The sequence below is a fragment of the Novosphingobium endophyticum genome, from assembly GCF_014640675.1.
GTDB lineage: Bacteria > Pseudomonadota > Alphaproteobacteria > Sphingomonadales > Sphingomonadaceae > Novosphingobium > Novosphingobium endophyticum.
On record NZ_BMHK01000003.1, the window covers coordinates 93,293 to 109,895 of the forward strand.

Annotated in this window: 16 protein-coding genes; 4 read left to right on the forward strand and 12 right to left on the reverse strand. The window is 65.3% G+C overall.

Annotated elements, in window-relative coordinates; translation table 11 throughout:
- Positions 1 to 89 precede the first annotated feature (89 nt).
- Positions 90 to 1,019: a 1-phosphofructokinase family hexose kinase gene (locus tag IEX32_RS03205; protein ID WP_188768355.1), complete on the forward strand. Its 930-nt coding sequence runs from the start codon at positions 90 to 92 to the stop codon at positions 1,017 to 1,019.
- A gap of 18 nt (positions 1,020 to 1,037) precedes the next feature.
- On the opposite strand, the gene IEX32_RS03210 is transcribed toward IEX32_RS03205, so the two are convergent.
- Entirely contained in the window at positions 1,038 to 1,691 is a 654-nt protein-coding gene (locus IEX32_RS03210; RefSeq protein ID WP_188768357.1) for a TetR/AcrR family transcriptional regulator, read from the reverse strand.
- 155 nt (positions 1,692 to 1,846) lie between these two features.
- Between IEX32_RS03210 and IEX32_RS03215 the strand changes: the two genes are divergently transcribed.
- The gene (locus IEX32_RS03215; RefSeq protein ID WP_188768359.1) at positions 1,847 to 2,173 is read left to right on the forward strand and encodes a 2Fe-2S iron-sulfur cluster-binding protein; all 327 of its coding nucleotides are present in this window, start codon (positions 1,847 to 1,849) and stop codon (positions 2,171 to 2,173) included.
- Positions 2,174 to 2,204: 31 nt separating this feature from the next.
- Positions 2,205 to 3,452, forward strand: a complete 1,248-nt coding sequence (locus tag IEX32_RS03220) for a cytochrome P450 (protein WP_188768361.1) — start codon at positions 2,205 to 2,207, stop codon at positions 3,450 to 3,452.
- A gap of 271 nt (positions 3,453 to 3,723) precedes the next feature.
- Here the strand turns inward: IEX32_RS03220 and IEX32_RS03225 are convergent, their stop codons facing one another.
- The 4 genes from IEX32_RS03225 to IEX32_RS03240 are packed head-to-tail and all read right to left on the reverse strand — an operon-like array spanning position 3,724 to position 8,490.
- Positions 3,724 to 6,447: a xanthine dehydrogenase family protein molybdopterin-binding subunit gene (locus IEX32_RS03225; RefSeq protein WP_188768363.1), complete on the reverse strand. Its 2,724-nt coding sequence runs from the start codon at positions 6,445 to 6,447 to the stop codon at positions 3,724 to 3,726.
- Complete coding sequence (locus tag IEX32_RS03230) at positions 6,444 to 6,929, reverse strand: (2Fe-2S)-binding protein (RefSeq protein ID WP_188768365.1); 486 nt, start codon at positions 6,927 to 6,929, stop codon at positions 6,444 to 6,446. The genes IEX32_RS03225 and IEX32_RS03230 overlap by 4 nt, the downstream gene beginning before the upstream one ends.
- Positions 6,926 to 7,795, reverse strand: coding sequence for an FAD binding domain-containing protein (locus tag IEX32_RS03235; protein ID WP_188768367.1), 870 nt, complete (start codon positions 7,793 to 7,795; stop codon positions 6,926 to 6,928). Before IEX32_RS03235 ends, IEX32_RS03230 begins: the two co-directional genes overlap by 4 nt.
- A complete protein-coding gene (locus tag IEX32_RS03240) occupies positions 7,792 to 8,490 on the reverse strand; it encodes an SRPBCC family protein (RefSeq protein ID WP_188768368.1) in 699 nt (232 codons plus the stop codon). Before IEX32_RS03240 ends, IEX32_RS03235 begins: the two co-directional genes overlap by 4 nt.
- Positions 8,491 to 8,758: 268 nt before the next feature.
- Between IEX32_RS03240 and IEX32_RS03245 the strand changes: the two genes are divergently transcribed.
- Positions 8,759 to 9,559 (forward strand): SDR family NAD(P)-dependent oxidoreductase, encoded by an 801-nt coding sequence (locus IEX32_RS03245; RefSeq protein WP_188768370.1) that lies wholly within the window; start codon positions 8,759 to 8,761, stop codon positions 9,557 to 9,559.
- A gap of 117 nt (positions 9,560 to 9,676) precedes the next feature.
- Here IEX32_RS03245 and IEX32_RS03250 read toward each other — a convergent pair whose 3' ends face one another.
- The 7 genes from IEX32_RS03250 to fghA all read right to left on the reverse strand — a co-directional run bounded on the left by IEX32_RS03250 (position 9,677) and on the right by fghA (position 16,603).
- Entirely contained in the window at positions 9,677 to 10,045 is a 369-nt protein-coding gene (locus IEX32_RS03250; RefSeq protein WP_188768372.1) for an EthD domain-containing protein, read from the reverse strand.
- Positions 10,046 to 10,194: 149 nt separating this feature from the next.
- Positions 10,195 to 11,880: a flotillin family protein gene (locus tag IEX32_RS03255; protein WP_188768374.1), complete on the reverse strand. Its 1,686-nt coding sequence runs from the start codon at positions 11,878 to 11,880 to the stop codon at positions 10,195 to 10,197.
- A 164-nt stretch (positions 11,881 to 12,044) separates the two neighbouring features.
- A complete protein-coding gene (locus tag IEX32_RS03260) occupies positions 12,045 to 12,680 on the reverse strand; it encodes a YqiJ family protein (protein WP_188768376.1) in 636 nt (211 codons plus the stop codon).
- On the reverse strand, positions 12,673 to 13,368 hold the full coding sequence (locus IEX32_RS03265) for a hypothetical protein (RefSeq protein ID WP_188768378.1): 696 nt from the start codon (positions 13,366 to 13,368) through the stop codon (positions 12,673 to 12,675). The genes IEX32_RS03260 and IEX32_RS03265 overlap by 8 nt, the downstream gene beginning before the upstream one ends.
- Before the next feature lie 161 nt (positions 13,369 to 13,529).
- A complete protein-coding gene (locus IEX32_RS03270) occupies positions 13,530 to 14,741 on the reverse strand; it encodes a toxic anion resistance protein (RefSeq protein ID WP_188768381.1) in 1,212 nt (403 codons plus the stop codon).
- A gap of 110 nt (positions 14,742 to 14,851) precedes the next feature.
- Entirely contained in the window at positions 14,852 to 15,670 is an 819-nt protein-coding gene (fdhD, locus tag IEX32_RS03275; RefSeq protein ID WP_188768382.1) for a formate dehydrogenase accessory sulfurtransferase FdhD, read from the reverse strand.
- Between the two features lie 93 nt (positions 15,671 to 15,763).
- A complete protein-coding gene (gene fghA / locus IEX32_RS03280; protein WP_188768384.1) occupies positions 15,764 to 16,603 on the reverse strand; it encodes an S-formylglutathione hydrolase in 840 nt (279 codons plus the stop codon).

The following is a 16,603-nucleotide window of genomic DNA, read 5'->3' on the forward strand; positions in this document are numbered from 1 at the left end:
ATCGTTTCCCTCGGCTTCCGCGATTTGACGGACAGCATGGAAACCGAGGCACTATTCCGGCAGTTTCCTGGCGAGAGGAGACTTCCGCAATGAAGAACATCGCCACGCTGACGATGAATCCCACGATCGATGTGTCCTACGACGTGGACAAGATGCAGCCAACGCACAAGATGCGTACCGAGAACGAATGGTACGCGCCGGGCGGCGGCGGCATCAACGTCGCGCGGGTCTTCGTCAGGCTCGGCGGACATGCCCGGTGCTATTACCTCTCCGGGGGCGCAACGGGACCGGCGCTCGACGGCCTCATCGACCGGCACCAACTGGTCCGCACGCGCATTCCGATTGCAGGTTCGACCCGCGTAGCCTCCGCCGTGCTCGAACGGGAAAGCGGCAAGGAATATCGCTTCGTTCCGCAGGGGCCGCATATCGCGGAGCGCGAATGGCGCGAATGCCTCGACCGACTGGCCGATGTCGAGTGCGAATACATGGTGCTCAGTGGTTCGTTGCCGCCGGGCGTTCCCGATGACTACTATGCCCGCATCGCCGGGCTACTGCGCCCGCGCGGAATCGAGATCGTGCTCGACAGCTCGGGCGCGGCTCTGGCGGCCGGGATCGACGCCGGCGGCCTGACCCTGATAAAGCCCAGCAGGGGCGAACTGCGGCAATATGCCGGACGCTCGCTCGATGATGTGGACGCGATCGGCAAGGCGGCCATGGAAATCGTCGAGGCCGGCAAGGCGCGCTTCGTCGCGGTGACGATGGGCCACGAGGGCGCCGTCCTCGCCCGCGAGGAAGGGCCGGCCTTTCTGCCCGCGCCCCGGATCAAGGCAGCAAGCGCGGTCGGGGCCGGAGACAGTTTCGTGGCCGGGATGGTCTTCGCGCTGGCGTCGGGCAAGGACGAACGCGAGGCGTTCCGCTTCGGCCTGGCGGCGGGTTCCGCCGCGGTCCTGCGCGCGGGCAATGCCCTTGCCTATCCGGAGGACATCGAACGGTTGTTGGCCCGGATCGAACCGCTCTGACCGCGCCTCGCGGCCGTGTCAGGCGATTATGGCGCGGCGGCAGAATTCCCAGATCACATCGGCCAGCGCCTCGCGTTCCGCGCGGTCGGCGCCCCCGCCCTCCTCCTCCTGAAGCAGCATCGTGTGCATCGTGGTCGACACGAGGTTGTAGACGAGGCGCGCCTGGGTTTGCGGATCGGCCTCGCGGAACAGGCCTTGCCGGATACCCTCACTGATATGGCCCCCCATCAGATCGAGCAGCGGCGCGAGCGCGGATTGCAGTTCCCCCGGACGCGACTGCGCCAACCGCAGGTGCTCGCGGCTCAGCGCCGCGCCGCGCCGGTAGCCGCCGTCATCGGCATAGCCAAGCTGGCCGATGACAAGCCTCGTGACGATCGTCCGCAGCGCTTCGAGCGGGCTTGAGCTTTGCGCGGTCATATCGTGGAACAGCCGCGCGGCGGAGCGCAGCGATCCGTCGAACACGGCAAGAACGAGGTCGTCCTTGCCCTGAAAGCGCTCGTAGAAGGCGCGCCTGGCCAAACCGGCCCGCGACAGAACCGCACGGATCGTCAGCCCTTCAAGACCTTGTTCGTCGAGCAACTCGTACGCTGCGTTCAGGAGCATGCGCGTGCGGTCCTGTTCGTCGTCCGAAACGTCGCTTTCAAGGAAGGGGCTGATGGGGCTACTATGCATGAATATCGCCTAAGCCCGGTTGCCGCGCCCGTCCAGTATCCGGCCGCGAATGAGCGGTCGCACGTTTCCTCGGGGCATTTCCGTTGACTTGGAGCATGCGTTCGGTATAGACCATGAGAACGCCGTTCTCAAGAGAAGGTTTGCAGGAGAGGCTCATGCCCAAGGTTACTTATGTCGACTACGCGGGCAACGCGCAGGAAGTCGATGTTCCGGTTGGTGAAAACGTCATGCACGGTGCGCTCTACCACGGCGTGGAAGGCATCGTGGGCGAATGCGGCGGCGGCCTCTCATGCGCAACGTGCCATTGCTATATCGACGATGCCTGGACCCAGAAGGTCGGCGGTCCGTCTTCCGATATCGAAGCGGAGCTGCTCGAAGCGGCCGCGGCCGAAGTGAAGCCGACAAGCCGGCTGTCATGCCAGATCGAAATGACCGACGCGCTCGACGGCCTTGTCGTCCACATGCCCGAATCCCAGTACTGATCCGACGACCGCGAACACAGGGAGAGATCCGATGCCTATCGACGCAGCAAACCCGGTTCCGCCCGCCTTTCCGCGCCACGTCGGCATGGATCAGGTCCCCGATCACGTTCCGCCGGAACTGATCCGCCAGTCCGGCCTGACCGTCGGACCGGAATTCCTCGCCGGCCCGCATGATTTCATGGCGGCGCTGCACGAGAAGCAGCCACCGATCTATTACGACGTCAGCCCCATGGGCAACATGTGGCACATGCTCAAGCACGAGGACGCGCTGTTCGGGCTGCGTCACCCCGAGATCTTCTCCAACGAAGGCGCAACGCCTTTCCCGCGCGATCCGGACGACTACTTCTATTTCATCCCGATCGAGATCGATCCGCCGCACCACCGCAAGTACCGCAACATCGTTGATCCGGTGTTCTCGCCCAAGGGCGTGCTCAAGCTGGAAGAGCAGATCCGCCGACGCTCCAATGACCTGATCGACGGGTTCATCGACAAGGGCGAGTGTGAGTTCACCGAGGAATTCGGCCGCCCGCTGCCGGTCTCGGTGTTCCTCGACATCATGGGCCTGCCGCAGGACATGCGCGACACCTTCGTCTCCTGGGCGATGCAGTTGCTCCATTCGAACGACCGGGCGATCATGGGGCAGGCGATGCAGAGCATCACCGTCTACCTCAAGGAAGCGATCGCCGAGAAGAAGGCAAATCCGGACGACGGCGTCGTCAGCCTGATCGCCCATGCCGCGCCCGACGGCGTGCCGCTGTCCGACAAGGAAATCTTCGGCTTCGTCTGCTTCCTGTTCATCGGCGGCCTCGACACCGTCTTTGCCACGCTGAACAACATCTGGCTCTACCTCGCGCAGAACCCGGACAAGGTCCAGGAAATCCACGAGCGGCCTCAGGACATCGACAAGGTGGTCGAGGAACTGCTGCGCCGCTGGTCGGTCACCTTCTCGGGCCGCGTGCTCGATCAGGACTATGAGATGCGCGGCGTGAAGATGAAAAAGGGCGACCGCGTCACTTTCATCCTGCCCGCCTGCAACTTCGACCCCGAAGTCTTCCCCAACCCGCTGGAAGTGGACTTCGACCGCCCGCGCAGGACGATCCTGGCCTTCACTGTCGGCGTGCACAGCTGCATGGGCGCGCACCTCGCACGTCTCGAAGTGAAGATCGCGCTGCAGGAATGGCTCAAGCGCATCCCCAGCTTCAAGCTCAAGCCGGGAACACATATCGAATACCGGCCCGGCGGCGTCATCGGCCCAGAGAACTTTTCGCTGGTCTGGTAATCCCGCCGCCTGCGGTTTTTCCGGCGCGGCTGGCAAATCACCACGCAGCTCATTCCAAGCTTCTCGCGAGGCTTGGAATGAGGCTGGTGCGCGTTAACGCCGCGAAATCGCACGTAAACACTTGGAGGCCGGGGCCAAACCCCGCGATGATGGGCGGACGCACCGGCCTGTAGAATGTCGACTTTGATTGCATCAAAGCCGACATTCTATCTGTTTGTTTTTACCGTGATTTCCGAGTCAGCAGGGTGGTTCCACCTGCTTCGACATCACTCTAGACGCGCACAGCGGTTACCTTCGCGGTGCCGAACATGCCCATCTTGCACTTGCCGGTAATGGTATCCGCGCCCGCCTGCAGATCGTACTTCAGCGTGACCTTCATCGGATTGTCGACCTTCACCATGAACTGCATCCGCCCGTTCTCGAAAGTGCCGCCCGAAAAGTCCTGCCGCCCATCGGGCGCTGAAAGATAGCCCGAAAGCTCGGCGCCATCGGCCTCGAAGTGGGCCAGGAAGCTCTGTCCGCCCATCGGCGCCTTGAGGGTCATGTTCCAGTCGCCGTCGATGCTTGCCTGTGGGCCCTGCGCGGAAACCTCAGACGCCAGCGGCGGCGCTTCGGCCATCTCGTCGCGCGCGCGCGCAGCCTCGTCCCGGTTTGCGCGGTCCCGGGTCCCCGAAACGTCGCGCTGCTCGATCACATCGAGGATGCGCGCCGGTGTCAGCGGCAACGTCAGTTCCTCGATCTCGCAGAAGGGACTCAGCGCATCTGCTATGGCGTTGACCAGCGTCGGGGGGCCGATAATGGCCCCGCCCTCACCCACGCCGCGCATCCCGCCAATCGTCTGGGCGGGAGTGTTGGCGTGGATGTATTCGAAATCCGGCACATCGCTGATCGCCGGCATCAGGTAGTCCTTGAACGTCGCTGCGAGGGGATTGCCGCGCGCGTCATAGGGCATCTCCTCCAGCAGGACCTGCCCGATCGCCTGGGCAAGCCCGCCCGCGATCTGCCCTTCGACCACACCGGGATTGATCACCGTCCCGCAATCCTCCGACGATATCCAGCGCAGGATCTTCACGAAGCCGGTCTCGGCATCGACCTCGACCATGCAGCAGTGCGCCGCGCTGGTCATGGTCACGGGCGGCGGCTGGTAACGGAACTGCGCCTCAAGACCCGATGCCATCCCCTCGGGAAGTCGCCCGGGCTCACCATAGGCGATTTCGGCGATCTCCTTCAGCGACCGGGACATCTCGGGCGCACCCTCCACATGGACCATGCCGCCGGAAATCGTAACGGCATCGGGACCGGCATTCGAGAGGTGCGCCGCGACGACCTTCACCTTTTCGGCGAGGAGTTGCGAGGCCCGCCAGGTCGCGCCCCCCGCGATTACGCCCTGGCGGCTGCCGGCCGCGCCGGGCCCGAAGGCACCGATGGCCGAATCCCCTTCGAACACGCTCACATCCTCGTAGAGTACGCCAAGCTGCTCGGCTATGACCTGCGCCATTGTCGTCGCCGTACCATGGCCCTGGGAATGCGTGGAAAGCATGGCGGTCACCTTGCCCGTCGGCTCGATGCGCAGTTGCGCGGTCTCACCGGTCATGGGCGCCATGGTGCCGGCGGCTCCGGTCGGCTCGATATAGGCCGCGAAACCGAGCCCGAGGTAACGGCCTTGCCGCCGGGCCTCTTTCTGTTCCTTGCGGAAGCCCGCGATATCGACGTTGGCGACGAGCTTTTCGAGGCATTCGCCCGGCGTGATGTCGTTGACTTCGACGCCTAGCGTCGACGTGTGCGGCTGATCGGAAAGATAGACGAGATTGCGCCTGCGGATTTCCACAGGACTGATGCCGAGCCTGCGCGCGGCCTTGTCTAGCAGCGTCTCGCGCAACAGCGTTTCCATCGCCCACGGCCCGCGATAGGCGCCCAGGCCCATGGTATTGGTGTACCAGCCCCTGGTTATGAACCCGTATGCGGGCAGCTTGTAGGCAGGCCACATGAACATGTGCACGGCGATGTTCGCATCCTCGCCCATCGGCCATGCACCGTTGTTGCAGGCATAATCGCACCAGCCCGCCGTCAGCCGGCCCTCCGCATCGAATCCGGCGGTCAAGGTGGCTTCCTGCTCGCGTGCGTGGCTTGAAGCGGTCAGCGCCTCGAAACGGTCCTCGATCCATTTTAACGGACGACCGAAAAGGCGGGCGGCCACCACCACCGCGACTTCCTCCCGCCAGGGAATATTCTTGAGCCCAAAGCCGCCGCCCACATCCTTGGCGATGACGCGGATCGATTCCGCCGGCAAACCCAGCGCGAGCGAGAGATAACGCGCCGCGAGATGCGGGCTCTGGCAGCCCATCCAAACCGTCATCTCGCCCGTGCCGTCGGGTGAGGCGACGCAGGCTCGGCATTCCATCGGCGACTGGGCGATGCGCTGATGGTGAACGGTCTGCGTCACCACATGCGCCGCGCCGTCAATCAGCGGCTGGATAGCATCCAGTGCGTCCTCGTCCCCCATTTCGGCGGCAACATTGTCGTCCCTTCCGGGGTGTACGAGCGGGCCGGTCCTGGCGTCGGCAATCGTGACGAGCGGCGCCTCCTCCTCGATCGTGACTTCGACGAGCGATGCCGCATCCTCGGCCTGGGCGCGGCTTTCCGCGATGACCATCGCGACCGGCTCGCCGACGCAGGCCACGCGGCCGTCGGCAAGCAGCGTCACCGGCGCTTCTATCGGGGCGAAGAAGAAGCTGAGCATCTGCACTGGCAGCGCGGCAAGATCGGCCTGCGTGTAAATCGCATGGACACCGGGCATCTCGCGCGCGGCCTCCGTGTCGATCGAGACAATCCGCCCTCGCGCGACGGCCGAGCGGACGTAAGTGACGTGCAACATCCCCGGCAGGCGCACATCATCGGTGAACTGGCCGCGCCCGACCAGCAGGCGCCCGTCTTCCTTGCGCGCCGTCCGCTGGCCTACGTAACGGGTGGCGCCGACCGACCGCTGCACGTTCATGCCGCCTCTCCCGCGCCATGCCCAGCCAACTGGCGGATCGCCCTGCGAATGCCCTGATATCCGGTGCAGCGACAGACATGCCCGGACATCGCCGCCTCCATCTCCGCCTCGCTCGCCCGGGGGTTGTCCGTGAGCACGGTCGTCAGCGTGATCGCAATGCCCGGCGTGCAAAAGCCGCACTGCAGACCGAAGTTGTCGCGCAGCGCCTGTTGCACCGGATGCAATGTGCCGTCTGCCGCGGCCAGTCCCTCAACGGTCCCGACGTCGGCGCCGTCCGCCTGCACCGCAAGCATCAGGCACGAACGCATCGCCACCCCGTCCACCGACACGGTGCAGGCCCCGCAGACGCCATGCTCGCAGGCCAAGTGCGTGCCGGTATAGCCAAGCTCTTCGCGAAGGAATTCGCCAAGGCTCATCCGTGCCTCGACGCGCGCCGAATGGGGACGGCCGTTGACCGTGAGTTCGATGCGGTGCTCACTCATGCTGTTTCCTTCGCTTCGAGCGCTTCGCGCAGGGCGCGGACGAAGATCCGCCGGCCGACCGTGCGCCGGTATTCGGCGCTGGCGCGGTGATCGCCGAACGGCGCGGTATCGGCGACGGCGAGTTCGGCGATGGCCTGAGCGTCAGCCTCGCCAGGAGCCGCACCGATGAGCGCCACTTCGGCCTGCCGTGCCTTGATCGGCGTAGGCCCCATGCCGAACCAGGCAAGGCCGGCGCGCGAAATCTTGCCGTCGGCGATCGCGAGCGCCCCCACCATTCCGACCAGTGCAAAATCTCCGGGACGCTGCGCCACTTCCCGGAAGAGCACGACATGATCCGGCGGCCAGTCCGGATAGACGATCCCGGTAACCAGTTCATCGGGTTCGAGCACCGTCATGAATGGCCCCAGATAGAATTCGTCGGCCTTGACCGAGCGGTTTCCCCGCACCGACGCAATCTCGATCGTCGCGCCCAGCGCCACGGCTGCGGCGGGCATTTCCGCCGCGGGCTCGCCCAGCGCCACCGAGCCGCCGATCGTGCCGCGATTGCGCGTCTGGTAATGCCCGACGTGGCCGAGCGCGGTGACAAGTGCCGGAAGGTGGCGACCCAGCGTCTCGTCACTCAAGGCCTCGGCCTGGCTGGTTGCGGGGCCGACGCGCGTGCCACCCTCCACCCGGCTGATTCCCTTGAGCGCGTCGATACCGTTGATGTCGACGAGGATGAAGGGCTGGCTCATGCGCAAATTGAGCAGAGGGACAAGTGTCTGCCCGCCCGCGATCACGGTCGCACCGCCGCCGGCCTCGTCCAGCAGTCGACAGGCCTCCCCGATGCTCGATGGGCGTTCATAGTCGAAAGGAGCCGGCTTCATCGCCCGCCTCCGCGCCGTCCTGCCTCGAACCCCGCCGCAACCGCCACAACCAGCAGGATCGCCACCATCAGCAGACCGAGGCCGGCCACCTCCATCCGCCCGAGCGAGAAGCCGGTAACCAGCGCCAGCACGAGAACGAGAATCCAGCCCCAGACGCCGGCCCGTCCCTGCGGCAACCCGGCCTGCGGAGCGAGCTGAGCGGAAGCAGGCGTCGCCGGAACCTCCCCGGCGACGGCCGATGCCGCTGGCGCCCTGCCTTCGACCACTTCGCCGAATCGGGAGAAGAACGTGCCTGCAAGGTTCTTCGCTGTCGCGTCGATGATCGGGCCGCCGAGCTGCGCCATGCGCCCGCCGACTTCCGCCTCGACCTCGTAGGAAACGCGCGTTTCCCGTGGACCGGCATCGCTCAGTCGGACCTTGGCTCCGCCCCTGGCACTTCCGGCGATCCCTCCGTTTCCCGAACCGGTGATGGTATAACCGTTGGGCGCATCGCAATCGGAAAGCTGGACATTCCCACGAAACCGCGCGCCGATGGGACCGATCCTGATTTCGGCAACGGCCACGAAGCGGTCATCACCCTCCTTGTCGAGACTTTGGCAACCGGGGATGCACCGGGCGAGAACCGCCGGATCGTTGAGCGCCTCCCACACTTTTTCGCGAGGGGCGGCAATCACCTGCTCGCCGGTCATCTGCATGCGTTTTCTCCCGGTCCCGAAATTCGACATTGCTTTCGTTCGGTTCGATTGAACTCCGTAACGCAGCGAGATGCAACACTTATGATAAACAGTAACTCTTATCGCCTTCGTCAAAACGTCCGCGAAGCGCGCAAGGACCCTGGCCGATGCAGCGCTGCACCGAATGTTCCGCCCACGCGATGTCGCACCCTGCCCTGTGGCTCGACGTTGGCACTGCAACTACCAAATCACATTCAAACCGCGCAAAGCGGCAAAGAGAGGACAGGCCGTGGATCGATTCGAAGGAAAGGTCATCGTCACCGGCGCCGCCGGCGGCATGGGCCGTCCGACCGCTCGGCGCTTCGCGGCACAAGGGCGTCCGCTGCTGCTGTGCGACGTCAACGCCCAGCGGATCGAGGCACTGGCGGATGAACTGCGCAGCGCCGGCGGGGAAGTCGACACCCTCGCCGGAGACATTGCGGCGCCCGAATATCCCGAAAGGCTGCTTTCCGCGCTGAACGACAGCCCGATCTTCGCGCTTGTTCATACCGCCGGCCTCTCCCCGACAATGGCGGACGCGGACCGGATTCTCGAGGTGAACTACTTTGCCACCCAAAGGCTGGTTTCCGCACTGCTGCCGCGCTTCAGCGAGGGTGGATGCGCGGTGCTGATCTCGTCGGTTTCGGCGTACATGCTCAGCGATCCGGCCGTTCTCGCCGCCACGAGAGAGCTTGTGGAGGGCAAGGGGCGCGATGCCATCGCGGCGTTCGCCACCGATCCGGGCGCGGGGTATGCCATCTCGAAGCGCGCGGTGATCGGCCTCGTGGCCCGCGAAGCGGCTGCCTTCGGCGAGCGCGGCGTGCGCATCGTCTCGATCGCGCCCGGCTTCATCGACACCGAGATGAGCCGCGCCGAGGCCGAGGTCAGCGAGCAGATGCGCGCCATGATCAAGATGACGCCGCTCGGCCGGCTCGGCGAAGGAGACGAGATCGCCTCGGTCGCGGAGTTCCTGTGCTCGCCCGCCGCCTCCTACATCACCGGGTGCGACATCAGGGTGGACGGCGGTATCGTCGGCCGGCTCGGCATGTAGGAAACGATGAGGCCGTGAAGGGCTTCCTCAAGGGCCTGTGGGGCAAGGACGATCCTTCATACGACCGCCCCTACGCGTGCAAGCCCAGGGAAGAAGGCGTGCGCTGGTAAGGCGCGCTCAGCCCCCCGTCTCCGATTCGCGCTCTACCACAGTGGCGATGCGGAACGAGGAGCGATCGAACAGGTTCTTCTCGTCCTCGATGATCTCATCGGGCATCACGCTGGAGGTCATGTAGGCGAGCGCGGCGCGAAAGACCTGCTCGTCCTCGAACCAGAGTTCGGTGATGACATCGGGCGCGTCGGTCCATTCGCCGGTTTCGGGATGGACCAGAGGCTCGACGTAGCGCCGGATATAGCGGCTGATCCCGCGCGAATATTTCTCCGCCAACGGCGCGTGACGGGTTTCGTAGTATTCACGGAACGCATCCACCGAGATGTCCGGGCGGCGCTTCATGAACAACAGAATCTTGAAGACGGTTCCGGCCATGGTTCGCTCCTCGCTCTCGCCGCCCTGCACAAAGCCGCTGGAGAGCCGGGATACCATCGCAATCCGCGCCATGCAGGCCACGGCGGCGCGCCGGGGCGATGATGCAGTTCGGGGGCGGGGTCTTCGACCCGCGCCCCCTTCTTTGCGTTTCAGTCCTGACTTGCGATCGCTTCGCCTTCGACCTCGCCGTTAGGCACGGCGGCGGGTGTGTCGGATAGATCCGCGGCGCCTTTCACCAGCGTCGCGAGCGACGCGCCATCGAGACCCAGTTCCTTCATCAGCCCGTCGATCACCGGTGCCTGCGCGCGATAGGCGAGCGCGGCGCTGACCGCGTCGTTGGCAAGGTTGCCCGACCCGCCGGCGGACGCTCCGTTCGCAACGCCGCCCTTCTGGGTGAGGCCGTCGACCTGCACGATCTTGATCGAATCGATCGCCTCCATCGGGCGCACCGATTCCCGCACCACTTCCGGCAGCACCTTGAGCAGCGCCATCTTCATCTGCAGCGAGATCTGGTCCGAGGACAGGATATTCGCCGCTTCGTTGATCGCGCGCTGGCCGGCCGCCTCGACCTCGAAGCGCACGCGTGCGGCTTCGGCGCGCAGCTTCTCGGCCTCGGCCTCGCCCTCGGCGGCAAGCCTTGCCGCTTCGGCGCGGTTGGCTGCGGCTTCCTTTTCGGCTTCGGCCTGAACCTTTACCGAAATGGCCTGCCGCTCGGCCTCCTTGGTCGCCTCGATCAGTTCGATCCGCTTGGCGCGTTCGGCAATCTCGGTTTCCCGGCTGGTCGTGACCTGCTCCTCGGCGGCGACCGCCTTGGAGCGCGCCTCGTCCGCCTCGGCCTTTGCCTGGCTTTCCTCGCGGCTCTTGTTCTGGATCGCGATCTGTTGCTCCTGGCGGGCCAGCTCGACCGCCTGCTGCTGCGCGATCCGGGCTTCCGCGACGGAACGATCCGACTCGATCTGCTGCGCATCGACCTTCTGCTTGGCGATGATCCGCGCTTCTTCCGCTTCACGGCCGCGCAAAGCCTGTTCGCGAGCGACTTCGGCGGCCTGTTCCGCCCGCCGCATCTCGACCTCGCGCTCCTGCTCCAGCTTGGCGAACTCGTTCTCGCGCTGAATCTGCAACGACTGGCGCTCGGCCTCGAGGTTCTTGCTTTCGATCTGGACACGGGTGTCCTGCTCGATGTCGTTGCGAGCCTTCTTGCGCAGCTCGATCTGCTCGGTGAGCTTGGTCAGGCCCTCCGCGTCGAAAGCGTTGTTCGCGTTGAAGTGCTCGATCGAGGTCTGGTCGAGCCCGGTCAGCGAGACCGATTCCAGCTCGAGCCCGTTCATCGCAAGGTCCGACGAGGACACCTGCTGCACCTTCTGCACAAAATCCGCCCGCTGTTCATGGAGCTGGTTCATCGACATTCCCGCCGCGACCGAACGCAGCGCATCGACGAACTTGCCCTCCACGAGGTCCTTGAGCGCCTCCGGATGCATCGTGCGCGCACCCAGCGTCTGCGCTGCCATGGCGATGGCGGGCGCGTCCGGACGAACGCGCACATAAAATTCCGCCTTCACGTCGATCCGCAGACGGTCGAGCGTGATAAGCGCATCCTGGTTCTTGCGCTCCACGGCCAGACGCACCGTGTTCATGTTCACCGGCATCGTCTCGTGGAAGATCGGCAGCACGAGAGCGCCGCCGTTCATCACCACCTTCTCCCCGCCTACGCCGGTTCGGACGAAAGCGATTTCCTTGCTCGCGCGCCGGTAGAGCCGCGCGAGCATGACCCCGAACGCCAGGAGCACGACAAGGGCGATACCGGCAATGATCGCCGGACCGACGAAGGCTTCCATTTCGTAATACTCCCCTGTTCGCCGCGCATGACGGGGCATGGTCGGCGTGTTGACTACAGCAAGAGTATCTATCGAAACGCCGATCTTCGGCATAGCAAAACCGGAACGCGCGATACCGATTTCAGAATGTTAATGGCCCGTGATCTGACCCCGGCGGCGCGGTGTCACCCGTCGAGCCGGGGCAAGTAACGGTCGCCCCGCCCGATCGCCTTGAACAGCTCTCCTTCACGCCGAACAAGCAGGATGCGGTCGCCCTGTTCGAAGCGCTGATCGGCTTCGTCCGGCTCGACCATGACGTGATGAACCTGGCCGAAACGGTCGGTCACTTTCGCCCTCGCGGGACTGCCCTGCACGGCGGTGCCGATGACGATCTCCGCCTGCCGTCCGACCAGCGCGGTCACGTCGATCGCGGTCGTTTCGTCCTGCGGGATGATCCGTCCCAGCGGGCGCGCGATCGCGCCCGTCACGGGAAGCGACGCCAGGCCGGCGACCGGACCTGCGAACCAGGCGCTCCAGGGATGCCCGGTCAGCGCGGCGAGGAACTGCTGCCCGGCAAGCCCGATCACGCCGAACACGGCCAGAAGCAGCATCAGCCACATGAGGAAGGGCAGACGTCCCAGTCCGATCAGCGAGAGCAGGCCGGCGTCCACCCCCACCTCGCCGTCCACATCCACGTCGACATCGGCTTCGCCGCCAAGCAGGTTGCCGAGGCCAATGATCTGGAGCACCGCAAGCATCAGCATGAGCGCAAGCGCGGCTGAAAACGGCAGGCTCTCCGGCGCCGTCAAAAGCTCAACCATGGTCGATGTATTTCGTTTCGAGGAAGCGGCCGCGCGTGGCCAGGGCGTCGAGGTCGTTGCGTGAGAGGTCGTGCGACATGGCCTCGATCTCGTCGGCGATCACGCAGAGGCCGTCGATGAGCTGTTCCGAGGGCGTGCTGCCGGCGTGTTCCCTGCCGCGCAGCGCCGGGGGGATGCGCGTGTAGCTGTCGACCAGGCCGGGCAGGTGCTCGGACAGCAGCTTGCGCACCTCGCGCGCGGCGGGGCCGTTCTCTTCGAGCGTGACGAGTTGCGGCGCGAGCTGTTCGAGACGGACGCCGATCATGTCGATGGCGTCGATCGCGGCATTGGGCAGCGAGCGGCGGCGGGCCTCCAGCCAGAGTTCGGTCGATCCGGCCAGTTCGGCCAGTTCGACGCTGGAAAGCTGGTCCGTTCTGGGGCGCGGCGTGGCGGGATAGATGGACAACACGATGAACACCAAGACGCCCAGCAGCATCGTGAGGAGCCAGGTCGTATCCGGCAATCCGTCCAGGAAGAGCCCCGCGCCGATCGAGACGATCACGATTCCCATCAGCGCCAGAAACGCGCGGCGCAGACGGCGAAAGCGGAAGCGCCAACGCTCCTTGCGGGCGTTGTACAGGCGGATCGCGCGCTGGCGGCGGGCCGCGCGGATGATCTCCTGCTGGACGGGGGAGCGGGGGCCGGCCATGAGCTACAATCGTCGTCCCGGACCTGATCCGGGACCGGTGGCGGTGTTTACGCACGGCCGTGCAGAGCGCCCCCGGCACAAGCTCACCTCAAGAACGCCAGCGGTCCCGGGTCGAGCCCGGGATGACGGATAGTTTCTCGAATGCCCGGTCCCCGGCATGCTCAGTCCAGCGCCTCCAGCATCGACCTGGCGGCCTTGTCGTCGCCGGCCGCCACGCCTTCGGACTGGCCCTGCGCGCGGGCGATGTAGGCTTTGGACTTGCCAATCTCGCCTTCGAGCGCGACGACCGTCTGCTTCATGTTGTCGAGCGCCTGGAGCTTGAAGGTGTCGATCGAATCCATCGTGTCGTAGATATTCTGGAACGCCCGGCTCAGCGTCTCGAGCGGGATCGTCGCGCTGGCCGCCTGCTGGTGGATCTTCGCCGTGTTGTCTTTCAGCATCTGCCCGGTGGCGTCGATGATGTTCGCTGTGGTGGTGTTGAGCGCGGTGATCTGGTCCAGCACGAGGCGCTGGTTGGTCATCGCCTGCGCCACCGTGACGGCCGTGCGCAGCGCGCCGACCGTGGTGGTCGAGGCACGGTCGACACCCTTGACCAGTTCGACGTTGTTCTTCTTGACCAGATCGAGCGCGAGATAGCCCTGCACGGTGACCGCCATCTGCGTCAGCAGGTCCTGGGTGCGCTGGCGCACATAGAACAGCGCCGTCTCGCGCACCGCCTTTGCCTTGGCCGGATCGGTGTGATCGAGATCTGCCGCCTTCTGCTCCAGCGCCTCGTCGAGCGCCTTCGACATGAAGATCATCTGCTCCAGCTTGCCCATCGCCTTCCACAGGTTCTGGCGCTCGACGTCGATCGCGGCGTTATCCATCAGCAGCTCGTCCTTGCCGCCCTGCAGACGGGTGAGGATGGCGCTGATGTGGGTCTGCGCGCTCTTGTAGCTGTCGAAGTAGTTCCTCAGCTTGCTGCCGAAGGGGATGATGCCGAAGAGCTTGCGCGGCGCGGTGAGGTCGCCCTTGGTCGAGGGGTCGAGATCCTCGACCGTGCGGCGCAGCTCGGCCAGATCGACGCCGACGCCGGTAGTCTCGTCCATCGCGCGGATCGGGCGATCGAGGAAGCGGTTGGACTGGCCCGCCGCCTCGGCGATTTCCTTGCGGCCCATGTTGGTGATCTGATCGACCCGGCGGCCGAATTCGGGCGAATTCGAATCCTGCGAGACGAGATCGTCGACGAATTCCTCCACCCGGACCTGCAGGCGCGACTTCTGCTCCTCGTTCACCGGAACGAGGCCAGCGGCCTTTTCGGGCTTTACGGCGGGCACCGGTTCGGGTGGAGTCAGTTTCAGCTCTTCCGTGGCCTGATCCGTAGCAACCGCCATCTACCGCGTTCCTTTTGTGCAAGCATTATCGGGCATGCGCGAATCTAGGTTCGGTTCACGGCCAGCACAAGGAAAACAGGCGGACAGTTGCCGCCGCCGGTCGGAACCGGTCAGCGGTTACTCGATTGCCCCTCGCCCGCGCCGATCCACAGCATCGTGTCGTCACGCGCGACAACAGCGAGATTCAGCCCCGCCGCCGCCGCGCGGCGCACGGCAAGGTCGGTCGGCGCGGAAATGGCGACAAGCAGCGGGCACCCGGCACGCACTGTCTTTTCGACCAGTTCATAGGAACAGCGCGAGGTGACGATGATGAAACCCTCGCCCGGATCGGCGCCCTCGCGCGCGAGGCCGCCTACCAGCTTGTCGAGCGCATTGTGGCGGCCGACATCCTCACGCACGGCGTGGACTGTGCCGTCGGACCGGCAGAAGGCGGCGGCATGAGTGGCAGAGGTCTTTCGGCCCAGTTCCTGCCGCGCGCGCAGGGCATCCAGCCCGCGCCTGATCGCCTCGGGCGTCGCCCGGTTCGGCCGATCGAGTCCGGGCAGCGGCCGTAGCGCGGCTTCGACGCCCTCGATCCCGCAAATCCCGCAGGAACTGTCCCCGACGCGGCGGCGCGCCCTTTCGAGGATCGGGCCGAGGCGCGCTTCGGGCAGATTGACGCGCGCGACGTATCCGGTGCCCCATTCGTCGTTCTCGACCGCGTGGACGGCCACCGGGCCGACTTCCGAGGCCTGGGCAAGACCCTCGGCCATGAGGAAGCCTGTCACGAAATCCTCGATGTCGAGCGGGGTGGCCATCATCACGGCATAAGCGATGCCGTTGGTCTCGATCGCAATTGGCGCCTCGACCGGAACGGCGAGGGAAAGCGCCTCACCGCCGGTTGAGACATAGGCATTGCGTTCGGCCCTGATCGTTACCGTACCGCGCATGCCCGCCTGTCTCCCCGGCCGTTCCATCAGGGCTGCCCGACGCAAGCCCCTGCCCCGTAATAGGACGTCACGACCGAAAGGTCATGCGCGAGTTCAGGCCTTCAGCCGCTCTGCATGCCAGGCGACATGATCGGCCATGAAGGTCGAGATGAAGTAGTAGGAGTGATCGTACCCCTCCTGCATCCGGATCGTCGCTGGTTGACCGGCCTTTTCGCAAGCCTCGGCAAGCAGGTGCGTCCTGAGCTGTTCCTCCAGGAAGCCATCGGCGGTTCCCTGATCGACCAGCAGATCGGGCAGACGCGCGCCATCCTCGATCAGGGCGCAGGCATCGTATTCACGCCAGGCCGCGCGATCGGCGCCGACATATCCGGTCAGCGCCTTGTCGCCCCAGGGGCAGTTCAGAGGAGAAACGATCGGCGAGAATGCGCTGACCGAGCGGAAACGCCGCGGATCGCGCAGGGCGATGGTGAGCGCGCCGTGCCCGCCCATCGAGTGACCGGTGATACCCTGCCGCTCCATATCGACGGGGAATTCGGTGGCGACCAGCGCCGACAGCTCCTTTTCGATGTAGGAACGCATGCGGAAGTTCGTGGCCCATGGTTCCTCGGTCGCATCGACATAGAAACCCGCGCCCTTGCCGAAGTCATAGCCTTCGTCGTCGGGCACCTCTTCGCCGCGCGGGCTGGTGTCGGGCGCGACGAAGATCACGCCGTGCTCGGCGCAGGCGGCGCGGAACTCGCCCTTTTCGGTGACGTTGGCATGCGTGCAGGTCAGCCCCGACAGATACCACAGAACTGGCAGCTTCGCGCCCGGCGCATGTTCGGGCACGAAGACGGAGAAAGTCATCTCTGTCCCCGTTTCGCTCGACTGGTGCCGGTAGACGCCCTGCGTGCCGCCGAAGGACTTGTTCCGCGATACGGTTTCCATGCCCAT

Bases quoted from the DNA above. Each gene is read 5' to 3' on its own strand.
- IEX32_RS03205 (WP_188768355.1), top strand. From the start codon at position 90: ATGAAGAACATCGCCACGCTGACGATGAATCCCACGATCGATGTGTCC.
- IEX32_RS03210 (WP_188768357.1), bottom strand. From the start codon at position 1,691: ATGCATAGTAGCCCCATCAGCCCCTTCCTTGAAAGCGACGTTTCGGAC.
- IEX32_RS03215 (WP_188768359.1), top strand. From the start codon at position 1,847: ATGCCCAAGGTTACTTATGTCGACTACGCGGGCAACGCGCAGGAAGTC.
- IEX32_RS03220 (WP_188768361.1), top strand. From the start codon at position 2,205: ATGCCTATCGACGCAGCAAACCCGGTTCCGCCCGCCTTTCCGCGCCAC.
- IEX32_RS03225 (WP_188768363.1), bottom strand. From the start codon at position 6,447: ATGAACGTGCAGCGGTCGGTCGGCGCCACCCGTTACGTAGGCCAGCGG.
- IEX32_RS03230 (WP_188768365.1), bottom strand. From the start codon at position 6,929: ATGAGTGAGCACCGCATCGAACTCACGGTCAACGGCCGTCCCCATTCG.
- IEX32_RS03235 (WP_188768367.1), bottom strand. From the start codon at position 7,795: ATGAAGCCGGCTCCTTTCGACTATGAACGCCCATCGAGCATCGGGGAG.
- IEX32_RS03240 (WP_188768368.1), bottom strand. From the start codon at position 8,490: ATGCAGATGACCGGCGAGCAGGTGATTGCCGCCCCTCGCGAAAAAGTG.
- IEX32_RS03250 (WP_188768372.1), bottom strand. From the start codon at position 10,045: ATGGCCGGAACCGTCTTCAAGATTCTGTTGTTCATGAAGCGCCGCCCG.
- IEX32_RS03255 (WP_188768374.1), bottom strand. From the start codon at position 11,880: ATGGAAGCCTTCGTCGGTCCGGCGATCATTGCCGGTATCGCCCTTGTC.
- IEX32_RS03260 (WP_188768376.1), bottom strand. From the start codon at position 12,680: ATGGTTGAGCTTTTGACGGCGCCGGAGAGCCTGCCGTTTTCAGCCGCG.
- IEX32_RS03265 (WP_188768378.1), bottom strand. From the start codon at position 13,368: ATGGCCGGCCCCCGCTCCCCCGTCCAGCAGGAGATCATCCGCGCGGCC.
- IEX32_RS03270 (WP_188768381.1), bottom strand. From the start codon at position 14,741: ATGGCGGTTGCTACGGATCAGGCCACGGAAGAGCTGAAACTGACTCCA.
- fdhD (WP_188768382.1), bottom strand. From the start codon at position 15,670: ATGCGCGGTACGGTAACGATCAGGGCCGAACGCAATGCCTATGTCTCA.
- fghA (WP_188768384.1), bottom strand. From the start codon at position 16,603: ATGGGCATGGAAACCGTATCGCGGAACAAGTCCTTCGGCGGCACGCAG.